This window comes from Nitrosophilus labii, from assembly GCF_014466985.1.
Lineage (GTDB): Bacteria > Campylobacterota > Campylobacteria > Campylobacterales > Nitratiruptoraceae > Nitrosophilus_A > Nitrosophilus_A labii.
Map to the genome: position 1 here is coordinate 121,782 of NZ_AP022826.1, position 26,319 is coordinate 148,100.

General features: G+C 32.0%; 26 protein-coding genes and 2 pseudogenes. 17 read left to right on the forward strand and 11 right to left on the reverse strand.

Features of this window, described 5'->3' with window-relative positions:
• Position 1: 1 nt before the first annotated feature.
• The 3 genes from NIL_RS00685 to NIL_RS00695 are packed head-to-tail and all read left to right on the forward strand — an operon-like array spanning position 2 to position 2,139.
• Positions 2-517: a GNAT family N-acetyltransferase gene (locus NIL_RS00685; protein WP_187647748.1), complete on the forward strand. Its 516-nt coding sequence runs from the start codon at positions 2-4 to the stop codon at positions 515-517.
• A gap of 8 nt (positions 518-525) precedes the next feature.
• Complete coding sequence (locus tag NIL_RS00690) at positions 526-1,575, forward strand: N-acetyltransferase (protein WP_187647749.1); 1,050 nt, start codon at positions 526-528, stop codon at positions 1,573-1,575.
• Complete coding sequence (locus tag NIL_RS00695; RefSeq protein WP_187647750.1) at positions 1,576-2,139, forward strand: ATP-binding protein; 564 nt, start codon at positions 1,576-1,578, stop codon at positions 2,137-2,139.
• Here NIL_RS00695 and NIL_RS00700 read toward each other — a convergent pair.
• A complete protein-coding gene (locus NIL_RS00700) occupies positions 2,070-2,558 on the reverse strand; it encodes an ASCH domain-containing protein (RefSeq protein ID WP_187647751.1) in 489 nt (162 codons plus the stop codon). The genes NIL_RS00695 and NIL_RS00700 overlap by 70 nt on opposite strands.
• 92 nt (positions 2,559-2,650) lie before the next feature.
• Between NIL_RS00700 and NIL_RS00705 the strand changes: the two genes are divergently transcribed.
• Positions 2,651-2,914 carry a helix-turn-helix domain-containing protein gene (locus tag NIL_RS00705; RefSeq protein WP_187647752.1) on the forward strand — a complete coding sequence of 88 codons (264 nt, stop codon included), beginning with the start codon at positions 2,651-2,653 and terminating at the stop codon, positions 2,912-2,914.
• A gap of 17 nt (positions 2,915-2,931) precedes the next feature.
• Here NIL_RS00705 and NIL_RS00710 read toward each other — a convergent pair whose 3' ends face one another.
• From NIL_RS00710 to NIL_RS00725, 4 genes are read right to left on the reverse strand one after another with little or no spacing between them, the layout of a single operon-like run.
• Positions 2,932-4,140 (reverse strand): TniQ family protein, encoded by a 1,209-nt coding sequence (locus tag NIL_RS00710; protein ID WP_187647753.1) that lies wholly within the window; start codon positions 4,138-4,140, stop codon positions 2,932-2,934.
• The gene (locus NIL_RS00715) at positions 4,124-5,032 is read right to left on the reverse strand and encodes a TniB family NTP-binding protein (RefSeq protein ID WP_187647754.1); all 909 of its coding nucleotides are present in this window, start codon (positions 5,030-5,032) and stop codon (positions 4,124-4,126) included. Before NIL_RS00715 ends, NIL_RS00710 begins: the two co-directional genes overlap by 17 nt.
• Positions 5,033-5,042: 10 nt before the next feature.
• Positions 5,043-6,860, reverse strand: coding sequence for a TnsB C-terminal domain-containing protein (locus tag NIL_RS00720; protein WP_187647755.1), 1,818 nt, complete (start codon positions 6,858-6,860; stop codon positions 5,043-5,045).
• Positions 6,847-7,443, reverse strand: a complete 597-nt coding sequence (locus tag NIL_RS00725) for a TnsA endonuclease N-terminal domain-containing protein (protein ID WP_187647756.1) — start codon at positions 7,441-7,443, stop codon at positions 6,847-6,849. The genes NIL_RS00720 and NIL_RS00725 overlap by 14 nt, the downstream gene beginning before the upstream one ends.
• A gap of 150 nt (positions 7,444-7,593) precedes the next feature.
• Between NIL_RS00725 and NIL_RS00730 the strand changes: the two genes are divergently transcribed.
• Positions 7,594-8,259, forward strand: a complete 666-nt coding sequence (locus NIL_RS00730) for an ATP-binding protein (protein WP_246434442.1) — start codon at positions 7,594-7,596, stop codon at positions 8,257-8,259.
• A gap of 15 nt (positions 8,260-8,274) precedes the next feature.
• On the opposite strand, the gene NIL_RS00735 is transcribed toward NIL_RS00730, so the two are convergent.
• Positions 8,275-9,330, reverse strand: coding sequence for a YeiH family protein (locus NIL_RS00735; protein WP_187647757.1), 1,056 nt, complete (start codon positions 9,328-9,330; stop codon positions 8,275-8,277).
• 184 nt (positions 9,331-9,514) lie between these two features.
• Here NIL_RS00735 and NIL_RS00740 point away from each other — a divergent pair, with 184 nt between their 5' ends.
• From NIL_RS00740 to NIL_RS00755, 4 genes are all read left to right on the forward strand, one after another.
• Entirely contained in the window at positions 9,515-10,414 is a 900-nt protein-coding gene (locus NIL_RS00740) for a LysR substrate-binding domain-containing protein (protein ID WP_187647758.1), read from the forward strand.
• Positions 10,415-10,431: 17 nt separating this feature from the next.
• Positions 10,432-11,826, forward strand: coding sequence for an NAD(P)H-hydrate dehydratase (locus NIL_RS00745; protein WP_187647759.1), 1,395 nt, complete (start codon positions 10,432-10,434; stop codon positions 11,824-11,826).
• On the forward strand, positions 11,817-12,395 hold the full coding sequence (purN, locus tag NIL_RS00750; protein WP_187647760.1) for a phosphoribosylglycinamide formyltransferase: 579 nt from the start codon (positions 11,817-11,819) through the stop codon (positions 12,393-12,395). Before NIL_RS00745 ends, purN begins: the two co-directional genes overlap by 10 nt.
• A 266-nt stretch (positions 12,396-12,661) precedes the next feature.
• Complete coding sequence (locus tag NIL_RS00755) at positions 12,662-13,441, forward strand: thiazole synthase (protein WP_187647761.1); 780 nt, start codon at positions 12,662-12,664, stop codon at positions 13,439-13,441.
• 30 nt (positions 13,442-13,471) lie between these two features.
• On the opposite strand, the gene NIL_RS00760 is transcribed toward NIL_RS00755, so the two are convergent.
• The gene (locus tag NIL_RS00760) at positions 13,472-14,818 is read right to left on the reverse strand and encodes a sodium-dependent transporter (protein ID WP_187647762.1); all 1,347 of its coding nucleotides are present in this window, start codon (positions 14,816-14,818) and stop codon (positions 13,472-13,474) included.
• Between the two features lie 318 nt (positions 14,819-15,136).
• On the opposite strand from NIL_RS00760, the gene NIL_RS00765 reads away from it, so the two are divergent.
• The 5 genes and pseudogenes from NIL_RS00765 (at position 15,137) to NIL_RS00785 (ending at position 20,857) form a co-directional block, all read left to right on the forward strand.
• Positions 15,137-17,122: an EAL domain-containing response regulator gene (locus tag NIL_RS00765; RefSeq protein ID WP_187647763.1), complete on the forward strand. Its 1,986-nt coding sequence runs from the start codon at positions 15,137-15,139 to the stop codon at positions 17,120-17,122.
• Positions 17,106-18,635 (forward strand): hybrid sensor histidine kinase/response regulator, encoded by a 1,530-nt coding sequence (locus NIL_RS00770; RefSeq protein WP_187647764.1) that lies wholly within the window; start codon positions 17,106-17,108, stop codon positions 18,633-18,635. Before NIL_RS00765 ends, NIL_RS00770 begins: the two co-directional genes overlap by 17 nt.
• A 167-nt stretch (positions 18,636-18,802) precedes the next feature.
• Positions 18,803-19,177 carry a transposase gene (locus NIL_RS00775; RefSeq protein WP_187647765.1) on the forward strand — a complete coding sequence of 125 codons (375 nt, stop codon included), beginning with the start codon at positions 18,803-18,805 and terminating at the stop codon, positions 19,175-19,177.
• Complete coding sequence (locus NIL_RS00780; protein ID WP_187647766.1) at positions 19,152-19,340, forward strand: transposase; 189 nt, start codon at positions 19,152-19,154, stop codon at positions 19,338-19,340. The genes NIL_RS00775 and NIL_RS00780 overlap by 26 nt, the downstream gene beginning before the upstream one ends.
• A 283-nt stretch (positions 19,341-19,623) precedes the next feature.
• Positions 19,624-20,857: pseudogene (locus tag NIL_RS00785) on the forward strand (IS256 family transposase).
• Between the two features lie 267 nt (positions 20,858-21,124).
• Here the strand turns inward: NIL_RS00785 and NIL_RS00790 are convergent.
• The 3 genes and pseudogenes from NIL_RS00790 to rpsU form a co-directional block, all read right to left on the reverse strand.
• Positions 21,125-22,340: pseudogene (locus NIL_RS00790) on the reverse strand (IS256 family transposase).
• A gap of 99 nt (positions 22,341-22,439) precedes the next feature.
• Positions 22,440-23,843, reverse strand: coding sequence for a CYTH and CHAD domain-containing protein (locus NIL_RS00795; RefSeq protein ID WP_187647767.1), 1,404 nt, complete (start codon positions 23,841-23,843; stop codon positions 22,440-22,442).
• 55 nt (positions 23,844-23,898) lie between these two features.
• Entirely contained in the window at positions 23,899-24,111 is a 213-nt protein-coding gene (gene rpsU, locus NIL_RS00800; protein WP_187647768.1) for a 30S ribosomal protein S21, read from the reverse strand.
• A 118-nt stretch (positions 24,112-24,229) separates the two neighbouring features.
• Between rpsU and hemJ the strand changes: the two genes are divergently transcribed.
• Genes hemJ through NIL_RS00815 form a run of 3 tightly spaced genes read left to right on the forward strand, consistent with a single transcriptional unit; the run spans position 24,230 to position 25,909 of the window.
• Entirely contained in the window at positions 24,230-24,664 is a 435-nt protein-coding gene (gene hemJ / locus NIL_RS00805) for a protoporphyrinogen oxidase HemJ (RefSeq protein ID WP_187647769.1), read from the forward strand.
• A complete protein-coding gene (locus NIL_RS00810; protein ID WP_187647770.1) occupies positions 24,661-25,401 on the forward strand; it encodes a patatin-like phospholipase family protein in 741 nt (246 codons plus the stop codon). Before hemJ ends, NIL_RS00810 begins: the two co-directional genes overlap by 4 nt.
• Before the next feature lies 1 nt (position 25,402).
• A complete protein-coding gene (locus tag NIL_RS00815) occupies positions 25,403-25,909 on the forward strand; it encodes a hypothetical protein (RefSeq protein ID WP_187647771.1) in 507 nt (168 codons plus the stop codon).
• Here the strand turns inward: NIL_RS00815 and NIL_RS00820 are convergent.
• The gene (locus NIL_RS00820) at positions 25,906-26,316 is read right to left on the reverse strand and encodes a pyridoxamine 5'-phosphate oxidase family protein (protein WP_187647772.1); all 411 of its coding nucleotides are present in this window, start codon (positions 26,314-26,316) and stop codon (positions 25,906-25,908) included. The genes NIL_RS00815 and NIL_RS00820 overlap by 4 nt on opposite strands.
• Positions 26,317-26,319: the final 3 nt, after the last annotated feature.

Sequence of the window (26,319 nt, forward strand, 5' to 3'; positions counted from 1 at the left end):
TATGGAATCTGTATTAATAAAGAGACAAGGGGTAAAACCAAAATATAATTTATTAACAGATTATTCATATAGACAGTTTTCGGGAAATTGTTACTATATAAAAGGTATTGAAATATATAATTTAATTAAAGAAGCTAAACTGTACTATCCTAAATTTGATTTATGGTATTTTGGAAAAGTGCTTCCAGGTTTATCTTTTCAGAATAGGAAATTTTTAATAGAAAAGAGAGATACAGATATTGCTGGAATTGCTATTATTAAACATTCCTTAAATGAGAAAAAATTATGTACTCTCCGCGTAATTGATAATTATCAAAATAGAGGTATTGGAATAAAACTTTTTGAAAGAGCTTTTGAAGAGTTAGAAACTGATAAACCTTTTTTAACTGTATCAGAAGAAAAATATGAACAGTTTAAAAGAATCTTTGATTATTATGGATTTAAAATGACATCTAAGAAAAAGGGGCTATATCGTAAAGATAAATATGAATATTTTTTCAATGAGTTTTCAAAATAGGTTTTACAATGAAATATATTGAAGTTAAAAAATTCTCAGAAATAGATTTAAATGATCCTTTTTTTGATAGCTTAAAGAGGGATTATTCAGATTTCCCCGAATGGTTTAAACGAAAAGCAAAGGAAGGTGCAAAAGCTTTTATTTTAAATCGAGATGATGGGAGTCTCCAGGCATTTTTGTACCTAAAAGAAGAAGATACCGTTAATGATGTTTACCCACCACTTCCTAATGGTAAAAAGATAAAAATAGGGACTTTTAAAGTAGATCCACATGGTACAAGACTAGGTGAGAGGTTCCTTAAAATAGCAATTGACTATGCTTATGAGAATAATGCAAGATGTTTGTATGTTACAACATACAAGGAGAAACATCCACAACTTGTTAAACTTTTTGAAGAATTTGGTTTAAAATATTATGGCTCTAAAGGACAAGAAAGTGTATTTGTAAAAGAGATGTTTAAACTCGAAGGTAATTTAACAGAACGTTATCCGTTAGTTGAAATAAAAGATGAAACGAAAATATATGTATTAGGCATTTATCCAGAATATCATACAAGGTTATTTCCTGATTCAAAATTAAAAACGGAAAATTCTGATGAAATTATTCGAGATATTTCCCATACGAATGGTATTTTTAAAAATTATATAGCGAAAATTCACGGATTACAGAAGTTAAAGCCAGGAGATGTATTAGTTATTTATAGGACAAAAGATAAAGGAAGACAAAGTGCACGATATAGTTCCGTCCTGACTTCTTTATGTGTAGTCTTAGAGAAAAAACATCAAGATGAGTTTCGAGATTTTTCAGATTTTTACATATACTGCAAACCATATTCTGTTTTTACTAGAAATGAATTAATGTATCAATACAAAACTGGTGATAAAAAAGTAGTCAGAATGACGTATAATGTGGCATTCAAAAAACGTTTAATTAAAGAATATATAGAAAAGAATTTTGGTATTCCTAATTATTGGGGATTTTTTGAAATACCAAAAGAATTTTTGAAACAGATAATAATAGATGCTAATGTTGACGAGAGGTTAATCATAGGGCTCTAAATGGGCAAAGTAGTCTTTGTTGGCGGTATACATGGGGTAGGAAAAACAACTTTTTGTAATAAATTGACCGAAATATATAATGGAAGTTTGAAACATTTGAGTGCAAGTGAAATTATAAAAAAATACAAAAATTATGCTTTTAAAGAATTTGAGCATAAAAAAGTTAAAGATATAGATATAAATCAAAAATTGCTAATTGAAGGGTTAAAAAAAGAGAGAGAAAAAGACAATATATTACTTGATGGTCATTTTGTATTATTAGATGAAAAAGGAAATATCAAACGAATAGGTATAGAAACATATATGGCATTGCAAGTGAATGGTATAATACTATTACTAGATAAGCCAAAAGAAATAATAAAACGACTTAATATTCGGGCACCTAATCATTCTTTTACTATTAATTTATTAGAAACCATGCAAGATGAGGAATTAAGTTGGGCGAAAGAAGTAGCCAAGATTTTAAAGTTGCCCTTTAAAGAAATTAATTTCAATCAGTGTAATACATATGAAGATTGTTTAAAAGAGAGTATAAATTTTATATCCGCATACATAAATGATTGAGGAGGTCTGAAATTTTCCAAGTATTGATACGGATCAAAATAATTATGTAACTTCTTGATGTTTTTTAATTTAATTGAATATGCTTTTTCTCTGTTGCTAAAATAAGAAAAGAATTCTTCCTCAGTTATTCCTGCATATTCCCGACATATTTCCCATATTTTTTGAGGGGTTCCTTCAATTACTCTTTCAAATTCACAAATAGCTACAATTTTTTTAATAGGCGATGATGCATAAATAAATATATTTCTAATATTTTTTTCTTTGAAAATTACTTTCCTAAATTCATATAGTTTTTCTTTGTTTAAGATTTTTTCAACATATTTTGGTTTGATAGAGATGATTATATCCACTGCATTTTGATTTTTACAAACTAGATAATCATTAGTTAATGACATACTAGGTAAACATTTCTTTACCATCTTATCATACTCCTTAGCATTTAATATAAATTTTACAAAAAATATACTAATATTTATCTTAAAGTATAAAAAATATACTATTAAGGTATAAAATGAAAAAGTCTTGTCTATCTATAAAAGAATTTAAAAGATTTTTGAAAGAATTGGGATTTACTCAAAAACAGTTCGCAAATTTTTTAGGATTATCTGAGCAAACATTGAAAAAATGGGTTAAAGATCAAGAGATACCATATTATGCGGAAATAATTATAAAACAAAAGATGGAACTAGATAAATTTAGGAAGGAACATTCTTGTATAGATGAATTGCTAGAAGATCGAATAAAAAATATACTTTCTAATATTCAAAAGAATTAAAAATATTTTGATTTAATTTACATTAGAGTAGCGAGTTCTGGTCTTTTTCTTCTTTCTATCTTGATTCCTAACACTCTTGATAAACTTGAATAAGAAAGCTCTATTCCATTTTTTTTCATCCAAGAACAAGCATTTTTAACTTCTTCAATAGTTACGAAATGGGCTTGTTTTTTATATTGCCAAATCGTTTTCTCATACCAAAAAGGTATATAATTTAAATCTCGTTTGAGAATAGCATATGAGATTTTATTTGAATTGATAAATCGTTGTAAATTTATAGGAGAAGAGAGAATTGAAATAGAAGCTGTAAAGACTGCAAATGCTTCTTTGAGAGAAATGATTTCTTCTAAAAACTTTCCTCCGAGTTCCCTTGTATTCTTGAGTTTAACATTGTGTAGCTTAATCTCTTTTTCCAAAATATCCAAATTTCTATAGCCTGAAAGATATATGAGTTTTGCCATATGTTTTAGAATACGGAAATAGAAAGGCGAATAATACCATTTGCTGTTATATACAAAATATCCCCTATACAGTATTTCGGTCGCTTTTGAAAGATAATATATGCCTTTTGAATTGTGATGGATTTTTTCCGTTTCGGCTTCTTTATAGATAAATCCGCAATTCCAGCAATTAAATGATTTTGTATCCAATTTTCTTTTTACCAAAAATATCGGTTCCCCGCATTGAGGACATTCGTTTATGAGAAAGTTTTTATGTTTTAGACAAACCGTATAGAAGCTTAATCTCCACTCTTTTCTGAAATATTCCTGTTCTTGCAGACATTGCGGACAATATCTTAGTCCTTTTATACGTGGATAGCTTCCTCTTACTTTTACCGGTGTTATAAGGTGGTTTCTGGTTTTAGAATCTATTATTTCGTTTAGAAAACCGCTGTAGCTTTGCAATGAGGTATTAAAAACATCTTTTTCATCCAGTAACATTCGCTTTGCGAAATTGTTTGCTATCTTTTTATCCACAAAAATATCCGTATCCCTGTTAAGGAATTTATTTTTATATTCAGGGAAATAGTAATTGATAAAAGTTGGTGTTTGTAAGAAATTTATAGTAGCGTTTCTTGCGATCCATGAGGTAAATAGTTCATCGGGATATGGTTTGACTCTGTTTTTGATTACGGTTTTTGCCAATTTTTCTTTAAATTTTTTATCCCTGTAGACTATTTTAAAAAGATACCCTTTTTCAGGATGAAACTTAGATTTCGTCGGCATAGATAACGCCTTCTCTGTCATATGCGGGGACATACTCTATTTCTTTGAGCATTTTTCTTTCTATTTTCTCTTTTCCGCTTTCAATCGCCTCTATTGCTAAAAGATTGCAGATTGTTACAATATCGCCTATGAGTCCGTCACTGAGTTCTAAAATTTCGGTAAACAATTTTTCGTTCTCGTAAATTTTTGAAGGTTTTTTAAGCGGTAAAGTCTTTTCAATTGCGTAAAGCAAAGACAAATAATCTTTATCAAGCTGCCATTTTTTTATTTTTGTCGGGACAAAACGGCTTTTTAACTGATGGTCTGAGCTTACTAAACTCACTCCTTTGGGTATTCCAACTAAAACTATGGGAATTTTTAAAACATTTGAGAGATTTTTAATTCCGCTCATAAATTCCATCTGTTTGGTTATGCTTCCTATTAACGCTCCTTGAATTTCATCGATTATAATCATTTTCACCTCATTGACTTCACAATAATGCTTTATTTTGTTTTCTCTTTCGCTAATGGGTTCATCTTTTCTGTATGGAACAACAAAAAACTGGAACATCTTGTTGTATAGATCGTGCAAATCTGCTCTATTCGGTGCTTGTATTAACATGACATGTTCAAAAAAAAGCTGCTCATCTTCATTTCTATAAATATTCATTTCATAAAATTTCTTAACCATTGCAGTTTTGCCGTTATTTGAATCTCCTACTAAAAGCATAGAGCGGATTCTATCTTTTCTTGGCTCATTCATAAGATCTGAAAGTTTTTTGAAAAGTTTTATTGCTTTTGGATGTTTGATGAATTTTGGAGCTTTTATAAAATTTACTCTATCTTCTTTATTTTTATCAAGTTCCTGGAGTGTTTTTTGCGGGAGCCATTGAAGATACTCTTTTTGTGTCATATTCTACCCTTTAATCAAAATCAATTTCATAATCTTCAAATTTTATATTTTTTAGTCCAGCCTGTTTTGTATTCTTCTTTTTATTTTCCAAAAGCGGTTTGGAAGTCTGTTTTCTCTCTTTATTTCTTCTATGCTGTTTCGTTTTTTTAGCTGCTTCGTCTTCCATCTCTTTTAACTTCAAAACTGTTTCAAGGAATTCTTCTTCAGTATAATCTTTTTTTCTCGCATCCATATAATGTTTTCTTGCATTTTTAAGCTCCCATTTTGAGATAGCTGGTAAAAATCTCTTTTTTGCTGGGATTTCAATATATTCCTTTAAATCTGGATGGAAGAAATAAATTTTTCTTAAATCATAAGGATCGTATCGAAATATATATTTCTCTTTACTCTTTGGTGGAGTTATAAAAGGGATAAGAGACTCATCGTAATATTTAACTCCAAAAAGTTCAACTCCCGCTTTTTGAATGGTTCTTTCTTCAAACGGTAAAAGAGATATTTTTGCAAATCTTTTTTCCTCTTCGCTTTGAAGCATTCTTAAAGCAACTGGTGGATTTTCTGAATCACCATAAAGACCTTCTTGAAACTTTTCTTCTGGCGTTAAACCATTAAGTCCTTTATGCGGTTTTTTATGATAATAATTTACTATCCATTCGGTGAGATACTTTTCAAGCTCTTTTAGAGTAAATATTGCATTTTTTTCAGAATCATAATCTCCTCTTTCTTGAGGATTTGAAAAAGTGGTACCTTTCAATTTATGAATTTGTATATTAAAAGTTTTAATAGCTCTTTCTATATGTCCTCCGCTTTTAGGACGTCCTTTTGGTCTGAATTCAAGATTTATGCCCATAACTGAACAAAAAGTTTCCAATCCTTTGCTTCTAAACTCTTTAGCGTTATCTACATGAATAGTATTTGGAATTCCATAAATTTTCCATTCTCCTTCGATTCCCAACTCTTTTAAATAGTTTTCTTTTGAAATTAGTCCCATATAAATGGTTTTTCCAACCGAATACAACCCTGGAGCTTCAAGTGTAAGGCAAAAACCGTAAATCATTCTGCTATAAACATCTATTGCTAGTGTAAGAGTTGGACGTCCTATCGGTTTTCTATAGGTTTCATCTACTATTTGAATATCTAAAGGTGTGTGGTCTGTTTGGACAATCTCTAGAGGATATTTTGCTTCAAAGGTATTAGGTGATTCTTCAATTAAATTTGCAAATTTTTTGTTGCCTTCTCTCTTTTTGAATGCGTATCTTTCGTCGATTTGAGACACCATTCTCCATACGGTTGCATAACTGATTTTTTTCAATCCTTGTTCATACAGTTTTGCGTTAATAAGTTCATGAACGTGAGCTATGGATGGTTTTTGAACACTTAGATAGTTGCTATCTATAATTTCCCAAGCTATCCGTTCTTGTTCTTTACTAATTCTAAACTTTCCTCTTCCTCCTCTTTGGGAATAATTCGGAACCAGAGCTAATAGATTGTTTCCACTGTTTTTATAAAGTTTTATCCAATCGTAAATAGTTTTTATGCTTTTGCCTGATTTTTTTGCTATTTCCTCAACATCCTTTTTAGTTCTTGATTCCAATAAAGGTTTTATGATTTCAAGTCTCTCTTTAGCAATTTTGAGATATTTTTCTTCAATACTTTCTATAGGTTTTAATGACAAAGATTTTGGATTGTCATTTAATTCGCTTATTTTAATGGTTTTGAATAAATTTGTTTTAATTTCTTTTATCACAATAGTGTCAATATCAAGGATCTGATGAATAACATACTTTTTATCTTTATAAGATATAGTTTTACCTATTTTAAGTTCTATCATAGTTAATCCTTACTATCGAATCAGTTGAGAGTTTTTTAAAGAGATTGATATCTAAGATTTCGTCAAATATCATCTTGTAGATGAAAGCCATATTGAAACCTTCCTTTGCCAATTTGTTTAAAGATACTCCATTATATTTTTGAATATAACTAATTATTTTTTTCTTTTCATCTTCAGATAATGTTATACCCGCATAATTATAGATAAAAGATATATTGGAAAAATAAGGTTCTTCAATATCTTTCTCAGTAAAAAATTTAAATTCTAAATTGTTTTTATCGCAATATTCTTGAAGAGTATTGATTTTTCTTTCAAGTCTTTCGTCCATTTTTTCTACTTCATCGTAATATTTAACTTCTATAAGCAAATTTTTGTTGTTATTTCTTTTGGCTAATACATCGGGAACATATCTTCCAATATTTAAAGGCTGTTCTATATATGATTGAATACTTTTATCAAACTCTAAAAATAAAAAACATTTTTTCTCTAATTGAGATTCAAATTTTACAACTCTTTTGTTTTTGTAGCTGAAAAAATTACCTGCAACTGATCTAGTTTGAATAGGTATCTCTCTAATTCTCATTAACTAACCTTACATAAGAAATTATAGATAAATTAGAATAAATATAATTTAGTATATCTAATTTAGAATAACAGTGCAAATATATTTGAATAATTTCTTTTTTTATTTATGGTAAAATTTCCAAATTAAGCGATTTCAAGGAAAAATTTGGTGAAATTATATTTGAATAATTACAGCGGTTCTAATAGAGCAAAAATAGGTGAAGTGGCTTTGTCCCATCTTGGGATACTTTTTTTCGATGAACTTCCTCATTTTTCCAAAACAGTATTAGAAGCGTTGAGAGAACCTTTAGAAGACGGCAAAATTCTAATCTCAAGAGTAAACTCCAAGATTGAGTATAAAACCGATTTTTTATTTGCGGCGGCTATGAATCCTTGTCCTTGCGGCAATCTTTTAAGTTTTAAAAAAGAGTGTAGATGTAGCGAAGCGGAGATTCAAAGATATAAAAATAGACTATCCGAGCCCTTTTTAGATAGAATAGATTTATATGTGCAAATGAGCGAAATTAACCCGGAAGATAGTTCCACTATAAGCAGTAAAGAGATGAAAAAGTCCGTTTTAAAAGCTTTTGAGATGCAAAAAAGAAGAGGTCAAAAAAGAGTAAACGGAAAAATGGATGAAAAAGAGATTGAGAACTACTGCATCTTTGATGAGGAGGCAAAAGAGATTTTAGATAGAGCGGTTGATAGATTTTCGCTCTCTTTTAGAAGTATCAACAAGATTAAAAAAGTCTCTAGAACTATAGCCGATATGGAGTCAAGCGAGAAGATTGAAAAAAGACACCTATTGGAAGCGTTGGGATTTAGAAAAAGATAGATAAATCTTCGGCGATTATGCGCCAAAGATTGATATAACCCCTTTTGTTATAAAATAGCCCCCCACCATAAGCCAGATAGCCATAATCAGAGCCAACATAACCGGTTTTATACCAGCTTGTTTAAATTTTTGTACGCTAGTTTCCATTCCTAAGGCGGTCATAGCCATAGTAAGTAAGAAAGTATCCACTTCGTTGATATCTTTTATAATAGGCTTTATAGCTTCAAAATCGGCTAAGGCGGAGTTTATGCCAGCCATTACTATAAACCATATCGCAAACCACGGAATAGTTATTTTAAACTTTTGGTTTTTTTGCTCTGAGTCTGAAGTTACGGTTCTTGAAACGATTAAACCTAAAATAATTAAAAGAGGAGCTATCATCATAACTCTAGTCATTTTTACGATTACCGCGTTATCTGACGCCACTCCGCCTATAGCTCCACCGGCAGCTACGACTTGCGCTACTTCGTGAACGGTACCACCAACATAGATGCCGTATGCTGCGGGATCCATATCAAATATGCCGGCCTTGTATAGAGCGGGATAGATAAACATTGCTATAGTTCCAAAAAGTACAACTGTTCCTACCGCTACCGCACTTTTATAGGGTTCTGCTTTTAAAACCGGTTCAGTGGCTAAAACCGCAGCTGCTCCACATACGCTAGAACCTGAGGCACAAAGAACGGATGTTTCTCTATCAAGTTTAAAGATCTTTACTCCTAGCCACCATCCTAAAATAAAAGTTGTTGAAAGCATTATGACCGAAACTATCAAACCTGACATCCCAACTTCGATGATCTGTTGAAAAGTTATCCTAAATCCGTAAAGCACTATTGCAAATCTTAAGAGTTGTTTAGAGCTAAAAATAATACCTGGAACCCACTCTTTTGGGATATGGCTTCTAAGAGTGTTGGCGTAAAACATACCTATAACGATACCTATTATTAAGGGACTTATAGCTAGTTTTTTTATAAAACCCATATTTGAAATCTCTATTGCGGCTATTGTAAAAAGTGCAACGAAGAGTATCCCGTTTAGAGTGTATCTGATATTTTCTTTTGAAAACGCCATATCAATCCTTTATATGGAAGATTATGCAAATACTCAATTATTTTGATAGAATATATCTTATGATATCAGTCAAATTAAAGATGAGATTAATAATCCTTAAAAAGAATTATAATATTTTTTTTAAAATAAGAAAAATAAATAAATTGGTATATTATCATAAATATAATTGAAAAAGGATTTAAAAATGAGAATCACTCTAAGACAGATGGAGATCTTTTTACAAGTAGCAAAAATAGGACATCTAACGCAAGTAGCAAATGAGATGGGGCTTAGTCAATCCGCCGTATCAATGTCTATAAAAGAGCTTGAGTGTATTCTTGGATGTAAGCTGTTTGATAGAATCCAGAAAAAACTTGTCTTGAATGAAAAAGGGCGTGCTTTTATGCATGCTATAGAGCCTTTAGTGAAAAAACTTCGAGACATAGAAGAAGAGTTTATGTCTCAAGAAAATAAAGGGGAACTAACAGTAGGAGCAAGTACAACTATAGCAGACTACATAATGCCTCATATTATTTGCGAATATATGGAGAAATATCCGGACGTAAAGATATCAATGAAGATAGGCAATACTGACGAGATAGTAAAAATGGTAGAAGAGGGAAGTGTAGATTTAGGATATATAGAGGGTGAAATACAAAATTTTAACGTAGTTACTTCACCGGTAGGAGTTGATGAACTTGTTATTGTAACCGGCGATAAAAATCTTGTTAAAAAGAAGGAGTATTATATAGATAATCTTTTAGAATACAAATGGATTTTAAGAGAAGAAGGATCTGGTACTCGTTCAGTCTTTTTAAATAAGATTAAAAATTATGTAACTGGTTTAAATCTATTTTTAGATCTACGTCATACAGAGGCGATAAAAAGTGTCTTAAAAGAAACTTCCGGGACTATTAGCTGCATATCTAAAATAGCAGTAAATAGAAATATAGAGTGTGGAGAACTTTATCAACTCAAAATAAAAGGCTTTGACTTTACCAGAGAGTTTTTTCAAATTCATCATAAAGACAAATACAAAAGCGAACTTTTCAAGAAGTTTAGCGTATTTGCCAGATATAGGTTTGGTGAGATTTTGAATAAGTAGAATAGATAGGAGAAATTATGCAAAATCTCTATAAAAGTGTGGCTTTTTTAGATAAAAAGTGTTATGAAAACTACTCTCTTCCAGAAGATATTTTGATGGAGCACGCTGCCGATGGGATTAATAAATTTATTAGAGAGAGGTTTGAAAAAGGCTCTAAAATATTAATAGTAGCCGGTCCAGGAAATAACGGAGGAGACGGAGTTGCACTAGCTAGACTTTTATATGGGGATTTTGAAGTTTCTCTTGTTATGCCTTATGGAGCAAAAACTAAGATGTGCAAAATTCAGCTTGATAGATTTTTTGCGGTGGGAGGCGAGCTTAGCAGTAATATAAAAGAGTATGATATAGTCATTGACGCTGTTTTTGGCTCTGGTCTATCTAAACCTCTTAGAGATGATACCGTTTTGCTTATAGAAAGACTCAATTTATTAAAAGCTTATAAAATAGCGGTAGATATACCTTCTGGAATAGATGAAGATGGAAAACCTTTGCCTGTTGCATTTAAGGCCGATATCACATTTACTATGGGGGCTTTGAAGAGTGCACTTTATATGGATTTGGCAAAAGATTTTGTAGGAAAAGTTAAAGTTGTAGATTTAGGAGTATCTAGAGAGCTTTATGAAGAGCCCTCTCATATCAAACTTTTGGATGAAGTGGATCTAAAGCCACCTTATAGAGAGAAGAACTCTTCTCATAAGGGAAATTACGGGCATCTAGCGGTTATTGCCGGAGAGAAAGAGGGAGCTGCAATACTAGCAGCTTTAAGTGCTTTGAATTTTGGTGCAGGCTTGGTAACTATAATAACCAATGAAAAGATAAATGTCCCTTATGAACTTATGTATTCAAACTCTTTGCCGAAAACTGCAAATGCTATAGCCGTTGGAATGGGTCTTGGTCAAGAATATAGTGATGAGGACTTTAACTCTTTGGTAATGGATAATAATCTCCCTTTGGTTGTAGATGCTGATCTTTTTAAGAGTGAAAAGATAAAAGAGCTTTTAAAAAAGAGTAAAATTGTTTTAACCCCTCACCCTAAAGAGTTTGCATCTATGCTTGATATTTTGAATATCGCACAAGTCTCTCCAAAAGAGATACAGCAAAATAGGCTCTATTTTGTTCAGCAGTTTTGCAAAAAATATCCAGAAGTTGTATTGCTGTTAAAGGGTGCAAATCCGATAATTGCCAAAAATGAGGAGTTATTTATAAATCCACATGGCTCAAACGCATTGAGCAAAGGCGGAAGCGGGGATATATTAACAGGACTTATAGGTGCACTTTTAGCCCAAGGGTATGAGCCATTATCTGCAGCTATTCAGGGTTCTTTAGCTCATGCAATAGCTTCTAAAAAGGTAGAAAAAGCAAATTATGCTTTAACGCCAATTGATTTGATAGAGGCTGTAGGATGTCTTTGAAAAAGATAGTGGTTTTGTTTAGTGGCGAAGGAACTAATCTTGAAAATATACTAAAAAAGCTTCATAAAAAAGAGTTTGAAGGTAAAAAAATCCAAATCGTTAAAACTATAACCAATAATCCCAAGGCAAAAGGTATCGAAAAAGCTAAAAAATATGGAGTTGATGTTGAGATTATTGATCATAAAAACTTCTCTTCAAGAGAGGAGTATGATGAAGTTTTGGTTAAAAGCATCAAAAAGGTTAATCCCCATCTCGTAGTTTTAGCTGGCTTTATGAGGATTTTGTCACCTGTTTTTACATCCAATATAAAAAATGCAATCAATATTCATCCATCTTTATTGCCTCTTTTCAAAGGTGTTAATGCAATAAAAAAAAGTTTTGAGAGTGAGATGAAAGTAGCCGGTGTTACTGTTCATAGAGTAAGTGATGAACTCGATTCGGGCAAGATTTTGGATCAGTGCTGTTTCCATAGAGATAATGAGAGTTTTGAGGAGTTTGAGAAAAAAATCCACCAACTAGAGTATAAACTATATCCTGAAGTGATAAAAACTCTTTTAATAAGAGAATAATGTTAATTGTTTTAGAAGTTTTGTATTTTAAAAAGATATTGCATATTTTTTGATTATTTGGCCAATATTGGTAAGTTATTGCACAAAAAATATCCTGTGATATTAGATGTTAAATGTAGTTTATAATTGTTAAGCATTTAGTATGTTTTAGTATGTGTAGTTATAGGAGTTAAAAATTAAAAAGATTGATTTGATTGTAAAATTTTTGACTATGAAAGTTTTTTAAAGTAAAATAAGATAAAAATTATCCCATTTAGGAGAAAATTATGGCTGATATTTTAAAAATAGGAAAATATGAATTTACAAGTAGACTTATAGTTGGAAGCGGAAAATATCCCGATTTTCAAACTACGTACGACGCGACTATTGCAAGTGGAGCGGAAATGATAACCGTTGCGGTAAGACGCGTAAATATTACCGATCCAAACAAAGAAAATCTTATGGACTATTTTAAAGATAGCGACGTTCAGTTTTTACCAAATAGCGCAGGTTGCGTAACCGCCGAGGAGGCTATAACGCTTTTTAGACTAGTTAGAGAAGCTACAGGCATAGATATAATAAAACTAGAAATTATAGGAGATACTGAAAAAACTTTGTATCCTGACGTTATAGAGACGGTTAAAGCTTGTGAAGTTTTGGCAAAAGAGGGATTCACGGTTATGGCTTATACAAACGATGATCCGATTGTTGCAAAAAGACTTGAAAATGCAGGAGCTGCTGCAGTTATGCCGTTAGCAGCGCCAATAGGAAGCGGACTAGGGATCCAAAACAGATATAATGTTGTATTTGTTAAAGAGGCTGTAAGTGTTCCGGTAATAGTTGATGCAGGTGTTGGATGTGCTAGTGACGCTGTAATAGCGATGGAACTAGGAGCTGACGGAGTACTTACAAATACTGCTATAGCTCAGGCTAAAAATCCTATCGCTATGGCAGAAGCTATGAAACACGCAGTTATTGCCGGGAGACTTAGCTATTTAGCAGGACGTATTCCGAAAAAACCCTACGCTACGGCTTCAAGTCCAACAGAGGGGATGATCCAGTTTTAAAGTTTTAAAATATGAGCCGGTTTTATAGGCTCATATTTTTATAATTCCCATTAAGTTTAACATCATAAAAAGTAGGGATATAGGAGCTATATAGCGGATTGAAAATCTCCAGACTTTATAAACTTTTTCTCCCATTTCCGGTTCTAACTCGGCTTTTACTCTATCTTGATGTATTTCATAACCTATAAAAATTGCTATCAAAAGTCCTCCTAGAGGCAATAGTATAGAGTCGGTAGTATACTCTAATATATCAAATATTGGTTTACCCGCTATACTAAAAAGATCTCCCCACCCTTTGGTATAAGAGAGCAGAGCGGCTATACCAACAAGCCAGTAAATAGAGCTTATAAAAGCTACCGCTTTGGTCCTGCTAAAATCGAATCTATCTATTAGATATTGAACTACCGGCTCGACAAGGCTTATAGCCGAAGTGATACCGGCAAATGCTAAAGATAAAAAAAAGAGTAGAGCAAAAATAATACCCAAAGAGCCAAAATTGTCTAAAATAGTTGGTAAAGAGATAAAAACAAGTCCCGGCCCTTGAGATGGCGATGCGCCAAACTGAAAAAGAAAACTAAAGATAACCAAACCGGCTATAAGTGCTATAAAAGTGTCCATAAAGGTTACTATAAATGCTGTTTTAGTTATATTTGCATCTTTTGGCAAAGAAGCAGCGTATGTCATAATAGCCCCCATACCAAGAGAGAGGGTAAAAAATGAGTGGCCAACTGCTCTTACTATCGCTTCTGAGTTTAGCTTATCCCATTTTGGCTCAAACATAAAACTCCAAGCCTTAGTAAATCCATCTAAAGAGAAAGCGTACAAAAGAAGTCCAAAAAGGATTAACATTAGTGCCGGCATAAGTATAAGATTTATCTTTTCTATACCGCTTTTAATTCCTTTATGTACTATATATCCTACTATAATGACTGCAATCGTATGATAAAAAATAGCAACTCCTGGGCTTTGTGTTACCAAAGTATCAAAAATTGTTTTTGCATCTTCAGTAGTTGATGGCAGTCCAAACATCAGTATGATCAGATAATAAAAAATCCATCCGATGACCACTGAGTAGAAAGTCATAATGATAATACCGTTAAAACCTATCAAACCAGCGTATTTCCAATATTTTTTATTTGGCGGAGCTAAAGTTTCAAAACTTCCTACCGTATCTTTTCTACCCAGAGCGCCAATAAGCATTTCAGCAACCATTACAGAAAAACCGATAAAAGCTATTGTGAACAGATAAACTAAAACAAACGCACCGCCGCCATACTCTCCCGTCATATATGGAAATTTCCATATATTTCCCAGTCCAACTGCGCTTCCTGCAGCTGCCATAATAAAGCCAACTCGGCTAAAGCGTTGAATTTTCACTTTCTCTCCTAGCCATTTGTTTGTTGATATTATATAAAACAATTATTTAAATATGTAATTAAGGCTCAATTTTATTAGCTCTACTCTTTTATTTATATGTATGTAAAGATAAAGATGAATTTATCATATTTGTAACTTTTTCTTACTTTTATAAATGATCTTTAAGTAATATTTTATATAATTTAAAATAGTTTATTAAATAATTCGATATTGTGCATTAACAACAAGCAACTAATAAAAATTGAAGAATTTATCATCTAAACGCTTCTAAATATGGAACTGTTTTTTAAAGGGTGTTAAAGTACCGCAAGGACTGTTATGGATATAAAGAAATTGCAAGAAGAAGCTAAAAATTTTAATGTTTTGCTTGTGGAAGATAATGAAAAAGTTTTACAAGTAACAAAAACTCTTCTTCTAAAATTTTTCAAAGATGTAAAAGTTGCGTTTAACGGTAAAGAAGGTCTTGAAATTTTTGGAAAAGAGAAGTTCGATATAGTAATCACTGATATAAATATGCCTAAAATGAACGGGCTTGTCATGATACGCAAAATCCGTCAAATTGACCAAGAGGTTCCAATAATAGTTTTGTCGGCCTATAATGAGACAAACTACTTTATTGAGTTGATAAAAGAGGGTGTGGACGGGTATCTTATCAAGCCAATTCAGTTTGAACAGTTGACTACTACTTTACAAAAAGTAGTTTCAACGTTGAGACAAAGAAGAGAAGCTGAGCGTTATAAATATCTTTTGGAGCAGTACAAAGAGGCTGTTGACGAGGGTACGATAGTTTCAAAAACTGATACGACCGGAAAGATAACTTATGTGAACGAAAACTTTGAAAAAATCTCTAAATATTCCAAAGAGGAACTTATAGGTAAACCTCACAATATTATTAGACATCCAGATGTTCCCAAAGATTTTTTCAAAAAACTTTGGGAGACGATTTTAGCGAAAAAGACTTTTAAAGGTGTAATTAGAAATCTAGATAAAGATGGAAAAACATACTATGTACAGAGCACAATAAAACCTATATTGGATAATAAAGGTAATATTCAAGAGTTTTTTTCGATTCGTCAAGATATTACCCATACCATGAATCCAAAAAAACTACTTTTAGAAGCTCTTAAAGAGGTCAAAAATAAACTCTTTGTTTTAATGAAACTCGAGCAATATAGCTTACTTGAAGAATTTTATCCTCAAGAGATACTTGAAAAGCTAGAAAAAAAAGTACTTAATTATCTTAATACTTTTTTCTATCAATATTTTCATACGGATTACATATTTCATCTTGGTAATGGAGAATATGCGCTTTTAATTGAAAAAAATTTAAGTAACGAACAAATAGTAGAGTCATTGAAAAAAGTCCAAAAGAAGATCCAGCAAGATGAAATTATTATAGACCAATTTATCCAATACAATATCTCTGTATTGATAAGTGTTGTTTATGAGGGTGATTACTTTTATGAGTCGGCGATTTTTGGGCTAAAAAAATTGGAAAAAGAGCAAAAATATTTTATAGTTGCCAATAATTTGGCAAATGAGTATAGAAAAAGGGTTAAAGAAAATATAAAAGTTATCAAAGAGATAAAATATGCTCTTAATAACGACTCTATTTTAGTTTATTATCAACCCATAGTAGATTCAAATACTTCAGAAATAGTAAAATATGAAGCTCTTGTGCGTATGCGTTCTTCTAATGGTGAGATAAAGAGCCCCTTTTACTTTTTAGGTGCTTCTAAATTAAGTAATCTCTATCCAAAGATAACGCAAACAGTTATCGAGAGAACCATTACTCTTTTGCATAATACCGATAAGCGGGTTAGTATTAATCTTTCCGTTTTGGATATCGAAAATGATGAGATGCGTTCAAATATAATCCATATTCTCTCAGAACATCGTCCTTGCGTTGATAGAATAACTTTTGAGTTGCTTGAAGATGAAAAGGTACATGATTTTAAGGTTGTAAAAAACTTTATTAAACTCATAAAATCTATGGGCGCCACTATAGCGATTGATGATTTTGGCAAAGGTTACTCAAACTACTCCAGGCTTATTGAGTATGAGCCAGATTTTTTGAAAATTGATGGCTCTTTGATTAAAGATATAGATCGAAATCCTATTAGCCATTCAGTGGTAAAGAGTATAGTAACGTTTGCTAAAGAGCAAAAAATGAAGACCGTTGCAGAGTTTGTGGAAAATGATATTACAGTTAAGATATTGCAAAACTTGGGTGTTGATTTAGTACAAGGCTATTTTTTTGGCAAACCTCAGCCTTTAGAGTTTAAAGATGGCGGAAATGTTTGATGTATTGATAATCGAAGATTCTAAAACTATTAATAATATACTTTCTAAAAGACTTGAAGAGTTGGGTTTACAAGTAACTCAGACCTTTACCCTAAAGGAAGCAGAAGAAAGGCTCTCTCAAAAAAAGTATGATTTTTTGATTTTAGATTTGCATCTGCCTGACGGCGAAGGTATAGATCTGCTAGGCAGTATCCAGACCATAACCGATACCAAGATAATAGTTCTCACCTCTACCGCCGATGACGAATCTTTAAGACAGGAATTATTTAACAGAGGGATATTGGATTATATTATAAAAGATCAAAACTTTCTCTATTCGGTAGAGGAAGTGATAAAGATTTTTGAGCATTTTTTATCCAGAAAAAAAAAGAATATGATCATTATCGATGACTCAAAATTTGTAGTACGTCAAGTTAAAAGAGTATTAGATACAAGAAACTATAATGTAGATGGTATTCATACCGGGAAAGAAGGATTGGAGCTATTAGAAAAAAAAGAGTATGAACTTATAATTTTAGATATTGAACTACCCGATCTTCACGGTTTAGAAGTTTTAAAAAGAATCAGAGATAAACCTTCTCTTATTCATTTACCTATTATTGTACTTTCTGGGAGTAATACGCCAGGTCTTGTTAGAAAGATACTCAAAAGCGGAGCGAACGATTATATTAAAAAGCCTTTTGTTGCAGAAGAGTTTATACTAAAGGTTGATTTTTGGATAGATTACTTTGAACAGCAGATGCAGCTAAAGCGTAAAACTATTGAGATGCAGCGACTAAACGAGCGGCTTGAAAAGATAGTTAAAGCTGAAGTTGCGAAGAATGTCGAACAAGAAAAGATGCTGCTTGCACAATCTAGACTTGCGGCTATGGGTGAGCTTATAGCAATCATTGCTCATCAATGGAGACAGCCTATTAATGTTATTAGTACAATAGCGAATAACGTTAAGATATGGCTAGAACTTAAAGAGTATGATATAGAAAAGATTAAAGAGAACTGTGAAAATATCTTAAGACAGATTAACTATTTAGATACTACAATGGAAGATTTTAGAAATTTTTTTATGCCGCAAAAGGAGATGGTAAAAACCGATTTTGGCAAAATTGTACAGAAAGCGGTAGAGATTTTAGAACATCTACTTTATATAAAAGATATCGAGCTAGTTATAGAAAAAAAATCTGTTGAAAAGTTAGAGACATATGAAAATGAACTTTTGCAAGTAGTCATTAATATTATCAAAAACGCCGTTGATGCCATGGAAAATAAAAATAGAAGAAAAATCAAAATTTTGATAGATGGTTGTAAACTAGAAATAGCCGATAGCGGAGGAGGAGTGCCATCTAAAATTTTAACAAAGATTTTTGAACCCTATTTTAGTACAAAAGGACAAAAGGGTACAGGACTAGGACTATATTTGAGCAAACGTATTGTAGAGGAACGTTGCAATGGAAAATTGGAGGTGCGAAACGAAAAGGAAGGGGCGATTTTTACCATAGAATTATGTAAAAGTTAAACTGTAATACTCACAACATCATTTGACACTCATACTTTCTCCCATTGATTATTTGTCAGTTTAATTATCAGTGTCAGAAGTGATAGTTTTTTCGGGAGTGTAAAAATAACTGTGTAAATCCTTATAAAAAGATTAGATAAAATTAAAGAATAAAAAGGATTTACACAATGAGGTATATCAATACAGAAGAGGTAAAAAAAGCTATCAAAGAGGGAAAGGGGATAGATATTGATGAGATCTTGGAAGAATTCAAAGGTCTTTTAAAAGAGGTTTATCAGACTGCTACAGAAGTAGAGTTAACTGAGCATTTAGGATATGAGAAGCATCAAGTTTCAGATAATCCAAATTATCGTAATGGGTACAGTGAAAAAACTTTAAAGTCCAAATATGGGGATATAGAGGTTAAGATACCAAGAGACAGAAACGCTACCTTCGAACCAAAGCTTATCAAGAAGCGACAGACTCTCATAAAGGGGACAGAAGATTTAATTTTGTCTTTATATGCAAAAGGGATGAGTGAACAGATTTCAACACCATCTTGATGATTTATATGGGTATGAACTTTCTATTCAGACAATTTCCAATATAACAGAAGCAATAATAGATAAGGCAAAAGAGTGGCATAGTCGTCCGCTAGAGGCAATATATCCGATAATATTTATGGATGCTACAGTTTTAAAAATAAGAGTGGATAGAGTAGTATAACCCAAATTTTTCATTAGATAATGATAAAATATTAAACCTACCATACAAGCGGAAAAACTAAAGGGAAGAGGGACTAACCAAATGGGTGAGTTGAAGATTGGGTATATAGACAAGAATATTACGCCATTTGGAGGGATGAAAATATTAAAAGATTTTATGGATCGTAAAGGATAGATGTAGATAGTTTGACGATAGATTTGGATAACTTTTATCGCTTTTGGGGGAGCGTTAGAAATTTTGTGTCAATCCGATAGAATAAAATAATCTAAAGGAGAGACACAATATGGAAAACTTCGATTTGAATGAAGCTCTTGAGGCTATCAAGGCTGGAGCAAAAATAGATGGCAAAGATGGAGTACTTGCACCACTTATTAAACAACTCACAGAGGCTGCTTTAGAAGCAGAACTTGAATCACATCTAGCTAAAGAGATAAAAAACCGCAAAAATGGCAAATCTTCAAAAACAATGAAGAGTTCAGTTGGCGAGTTTGAACTAGTGGTTCCAAGAGATAGAAAAGGGACATTCGAACCTCAAATCGTTAAAAAGTATCAAACTTATATGAGCGATCAAATAGAGCAGAAAATACTATTACTCTATGCTCTTGGAAACTCCTATAGCCAGATAGCCCAGCATATTAAAGAACTTTATGGTATTGAATTTTCCAAAGCCACTATTAGTGCTGTTACAGATAAGATTATTCCAATGTTAAAAGAGTGGCAGCAAAGACCATTAGAGGCAGTATATCCTTTCATTTGGCTTGATGCAATACACTATAAAATCAAAGATAATGGTAAATATGTTAATAAAGCTGTTTATACTATTCTTGGAGTAAATTTGGAAGGCAAAAAAGAGATATTGGGACTTTATCTATCAGAGTCTGAAGGTGCCAATTTCTGGCTATCTATTTTAACAGATTTAAACAATAGAGGAGTCGAAGATATACTTATTATCAGTGGATGGACTCAAAGGGTTTTCAGAGGCTATCAATGCAATATTTCCTAAGACCGAAGTGCAACTTTGCATTATTCATCGTCCGAGCGAAGCGACAACCCCGCAGGCGAAGCCGAGGACAATAAGAAATTCCCTTAAATATGTAGCTTCTAAAGACTCCAAAGAGTTCATGAAAGACCTTAAAAAAGTGTATCAGGCAATATCCAAAGAGGCTGCCGAAACGGAATTGGATCGGCTTGAAGAGAAATGGGGCAAAAAATACCCCATTGTTATCAACTCGTGGAGAAATAAATGGGAAAATCTCTCCTATTATTTCAAATATCCTGAAGATATCCGTCGTATCGTCTATACTACAAATATCATAGAATCTGTCCATCGACAGTTTCGAAAACTTACTAAAACAAAAGGAGCGTTTCCCAATGAAAACAGCCTTTTAAAGCTGCTCTATCTTGGTATTCAGAATGCTCAAAAAAAGTGGACAATGCCAATTAGAAACTGGAGTCTTACTCTCTCCCAATTGGCTATATTTTTTGAAGGAAGACTCGAGAAAGCTCTCGAGCTATGATATAATCCTATGAACTATCGGTGACACAAAATTATGAACGGTCTCCTTTTTAGTTGAGAAATTTAGTTGAGAAAAAAGATAAACTTCAAAATAATATCATTAAATTTTCTTATGTAAGAAGAACTCTATTGCAAAATCCGGGATTATATTATAGTCTATTAAGAGTCTGTTTAATTTTTTAGATACTCTTCCTGCTATTATAAAAAATATATAGAGGTAAGGGGACTGTAAAATAAACTGTGTAAACCACCTAAAGTCCTTAAAACCTTAGCGTGTATATTTTTGCATAATTTCACTGAAAAATATACAAAGCTGAGGATAGATTTCACTCCAGCTTCTGATTTTTGTATTACTCCATTTGTGCTGTACCTCCTGTGTGGCAAGATAAAGAAGCTTAAAAGCTGAATCGATGGTTGGAAAAGAACCCACAGACTTTGTTCTTTTTTTAATATTTGAATTTATCGATTCTATGGGATTTGTCGTATAAATCAGTTTTCTTATAGCTTGGGGATATTTAAAAAATGTAGATAGCTCATTCCAGTTAGATTGCCAAGACTGGGTAATATGGGGATATTTTTGACCCCATTTGTCATTAAAATTTGTAAGAGCAAGCTCTGCTTCTTCTTCGGTTGATGAAGTGTAGATACTCTTTAAATCTTTAGCTACCTCTTTTCTATCTTTCCAAGATACAAATTTTAGGCTATTTCTGATCTGGTGTACAATACATCTTTGAATTTCTGCCTTTGGATAAACTGCCTCTATAGCCTCTTTAAATCCATTTAGTCCGTCTATTGCAAATATCAATACATCTTCAACACCTCTGTTTTTTATCTCATTTAAAAGTGTTAACCACTGTTTAGAACTTTCATTTTCACCTATCCATATACCAAGAATATCTTTTTTCCCTTCAAGAGTTATGCCTAGCATTATATATGCAGCAATATTTTTAACTACTCTATCCACTCTTATTTTTAAAACTGTAGCATCCATAAATATTATCGGATATATTGCCTCTAGCGGACGACTATGCCACTCTTTTGCCTTATCTATTATTGCTTCTGTTATATTGGAAATTGTCTGAATAGAAAGTTCATACCCATATAAATCATCAAGATGGTGTTGAAATCTGTTCACTCATCCCTTTTGCATATAAAGACAAAATTAAATCTTCTGTCCCCTTTATGAGAGTCTGTCGCTTCTTGATAAGCTTTGGTTCGAAGGTAGCGTTTCTGTCTCTTGGTATCTTAACCTCTATATCCCCATATTTGGACTTTAAAGTTTTTTCACTGTACCCATTACGATAATTTGGATTATCTGAAACTTGATGCTTCTCATATCCTAAATGCTCAGTTAACTCTACTTCTGTAGCAGTCTGATAAACCTCTTTTAAAAGACCTTTGAATTCTTCCAAGATCTCATCAATATCTATCCCCTTTCCCTCTTTGATAGCTTTTTTTACCTCTTCTGTATTGATATACCTCATTGTGTAAATCCTTTTTATTCTTTAATTTTATCTAATCTTTTTATAAGGATTTACACAGTTATATTTACACTCCCGAGGTAAGGATTTGGAGTAAACTATCTAAAAAATGATGGATGATTTTAGTCTTTTAGAAAGTTTTTTATAAAGTTTTCTAAATAATTTTCTCTGTTTAAACTCTTCAAACTCCATATCTCCTATTAGCTTTCCTACACTTAAAATCGTATCAAATGAGAAATCTCTCTTTTTTAAATACTCTTTAATATGGATTCTTTGTACTTCAAGATCTTGATGCCTTCCTAAAATATCTTGAATATTTTTGCAGTTTTTTATAAATATTTGCGTCTCTTTTTTTTGATAGAGGCGAGAGAAGAACTCTAGTAGATAGCGGATCCTTTTAAATTGGATTCTTAGCTCATGATATTTATAAGCAGGTGTATTTTTTACTATCGATTTTGCTAGAAAAAATATTTTTTTCTCCCTTTTTTTTATGATTTTATACGAAGTAACAATGATTGGAAAGCTAGCTTTTGCAGTAAACGAAATCGAGTCAATCAGATTTTTGATATTTTTGAATTTTTCACTTTTTAAAAGTTCTAAAATTCTTTTTTGCTCTTTTTCTTGAATCTCTTGTAATTTATCTTTGAAATCCTTTAAATAATCTTTCATAGAAGGAGGAAGATGTGAGAGATATTCATCGAAATTGGAAAGTAAAACGTCTATATCCCTTTTTTTGTTTGTGGATGACATAACCTCTTTTGTTTGAGAATATATGGTTTCAAACCACTTTTTTTGAAAAAACTCTTTAAACTCTTTCAAAAAGACTAACATTTTTCTTAGAGAGACTCTAATCTGATGAAGATTTTCTATATCTTCATCGCCTGTTAATATTTTTTCTCTGTAATATTCAGCTCTTCTAAAAAGAGAATGCAAAATAGTTTTAGAGGCCTCTTTAGTACTACAAAGAGGAGCAATCTCTTCAATATTTAAAATATTTTCGCAGTTTTGTAAAGTGGGAATATTTTGGTTTTTAGCCAAGAAAAAATTGGAAAATCTTATATCTTCAGTAACATCTTCTAAAATAAGCTGTTTAAATCTTTTATCTATATTGAAATATTTGGCTTCTTTCTCATCTTTAAACTCTACTTCTAAAAAAAAGAGTCCTTTTAGCTCTTTTTCAAATCTATCTATCTCATAGATCTTTTTTCTTGTTTTGACTTTATATCTCGTTTTATACAAGGAGTAGATATCTTTATAATTTGATAAGATATTTTCAAACTCGTCTTTGGTTATCTCTCTTTCAAACTCCTCTCTTGCAAGCCCTTCGCCTTTTTTTAATGTTAGAAAGTATTTTTTTCCAAACTTCCTGATTCTGATAGGAGTGTTTGAATCAAATATATAAAACTGTGAGATATCGAAAGATTTGTAGTTTAGTCCAGCTTTTTTCAGGAAGTTTTCTATATTGAAAGGCTTTAGAAGAAATTTTTTCTCAATCTCAAGAGCCATAGCAAACCTCCCGGTCTTTGTATAATTATACTATACAAATCCGGGAAGTAAAAACTTAAAGTTTTGCTTCGTAGCGTCTTAGCATCCAAAGGCGTCTTAAAGCTTTCTTTCTAGCTTTTATCTTTTCCTCTTTTCTTATTTCAGTGGGTGGTTTATAAAATCTTCTTGCTCGTGCTTCTGTAACTATAAGGTTTCTATCTACCTGTTTTTTAAATCTTCTATACGCTTCTTCAAAACTCTCATTTGGATTAACTATAATGCCGGGCATTTAAGTCTCCTTGAGAAAATTTCTGAAAAATTTAAGTGCAATTATAACAAAAATTCGAAAAATTTAAAGATGAAACTGATATAATTTTGAAATTATGGGTTGAAATTAAGGGGGATTGATGGAGTATTATAGCTGGATTTTGGCTTTTCATATTGTTAGTTTTATTAGCTGGATGGCTATGCTTTTCTACCTTCCGAGACTCTATGTTTATCACACAGAGTTTAAGGATAAAAAAGATTTCGTTGAGATTGTAAAGATACAAGAAGCAAAACTTTACAATTTTATAGGAGTACCAGCTTTTTGGGCTACGCTATTAAGCGGACTTGCTATGATTGCTATAAATCCCGGACTTTTTAAAAGCGGTATGTGGCTTCATATTAAATTAACCGCAGTAATACTTCTTATAGCATACCATTTTAGTTTAGGATATTTTAGAAAAAAGTTACTAAATGATGAATGCACAAAAAGCGGAAAGTTTTTTAGAGCGTACAATGAAGTGCCAACTATCTTGATGATTATCATAGTGGTTATGGTTATAGTTAAACCGATATGAAAAGAGCTGCAGTTTTTAGCGGAGGTGGAGCAAGATGTATGGCTCAGCTTGGTTACCTCTCTTTTTTAAAAGAGATGGGAGTCGAGTTTGAATGCTATAGCGGAGTTAGCGGAGGTGCTATAGTGGCTTCCTTTTTGGCAAAAGGGTATAAGCCAAAAGAGATTTTTGAGATACTAAAATCGATAGATTATAAAAAGTTAATCAAACTAAATATATTTGGAGGCTCCATATTTCACCTAAAAAAAGTTTATCCTTTATTGAGAGATTTTGGATTAAAAGATTTTAGCGATTTAAAATATAAACTCTATGTTGCCGTAACAGATTATGAGACTTATGAGACAATCTACAGAGATAGTGGCGATTTGGCAAAATATCTTATAGCTTCTTCCTCTTTGATTCCAGTTTTTTCTCCCTTCGAAGTGGATGGGAGAGTATATATTGATGGTGGTTTTACAGATAATCTGCCGGTTACTCCTTGTGTAGATAGCGATTTTATTTTGGCTATTAATGTAAATCCTCCTCTTAGATTTAAAAACAGCTTATGGGGCAATTTCTATAGGGCTGGGTATATAATGCTAAATACTAATATAAGATATTCAAAACAGAAAGCCCATAAATATGTAGAAATTAAAAAGTGCGGAGTTTTTTCCATATTTGATACGAAAAATTTCGATAAAATTTATGAAGCGGGATATGAAGAAGCTGAAAATGATATAGAGTTTTGGAAAAGGATATGAAATGATAAAAGAGTTTTGGGAAAAGTTTGTAGATGAGAAGATCATTCCTTATGTTTTTAAATGTTCTAAACATCCGATGAGATTTGTTGAGCTGTTAAAATCAAACAAAGCTTATATAGATGGGCTTGATCCTTCCATGACTATACCTGGATTTCGGTTGTCAACCATAAGACTCTATATAGTATATTTTATTTTGTGGAACTTGGTTATCATACCTGCTTCTTTGATATTTCACGCTTTTTTGGCAAAACTTGATTGTCATCTTTCAATAATCCTTGCAATTATATTTACGCTTATCTTTTTTGGTACTTTTCAGATATTTAAAGAGTGGCTTATACATAGAGTAGCTGAAAACATTATCAAAAAAGCGTGGCAAAATCATCTTCCACATTTTAATTACGAAAAATACAGATACAAAGTAGCCGAGATTTATGCGGAGGCTATGGATAAAGAGATACCAAAATTTGAAATAGAGAGATATATCATAGATAGGCTAGTGGAGTCTTAAACTCTTTGCCAGACTATTTTTTTCCCAAACCCCAAAAGATTGTCGGTAAGTTTCACAAAGTCGAGCTCTATCGACCAAAGAAGGGGTTTATGGTTTTTTGCAAAGGGAAACTTTTCAAAATAGCTTCTTATTTCTTCAAATGTTAGGGAATTTTTAAGTCTGCCTGTAAACTGGATACCTTGAATTTTTCCTATATTTTTTGTTTCTTTCGATACCGTCCCTGCAATTTTAGGATTTGAGATAGCTTCTTTCATATGTTTTGTTTTTATATCCGAAGCAAATATTAAACTTCTGTTTTCTATGTTAAAAGCGTAAAAGCAGTTGGCACAGTAAGGCTCCCCCTTTCCACAAACCGCAAGTGTGAGTAGATGATGAGCTTTTATATACTTTTCGATTATTTTGTCCATTTC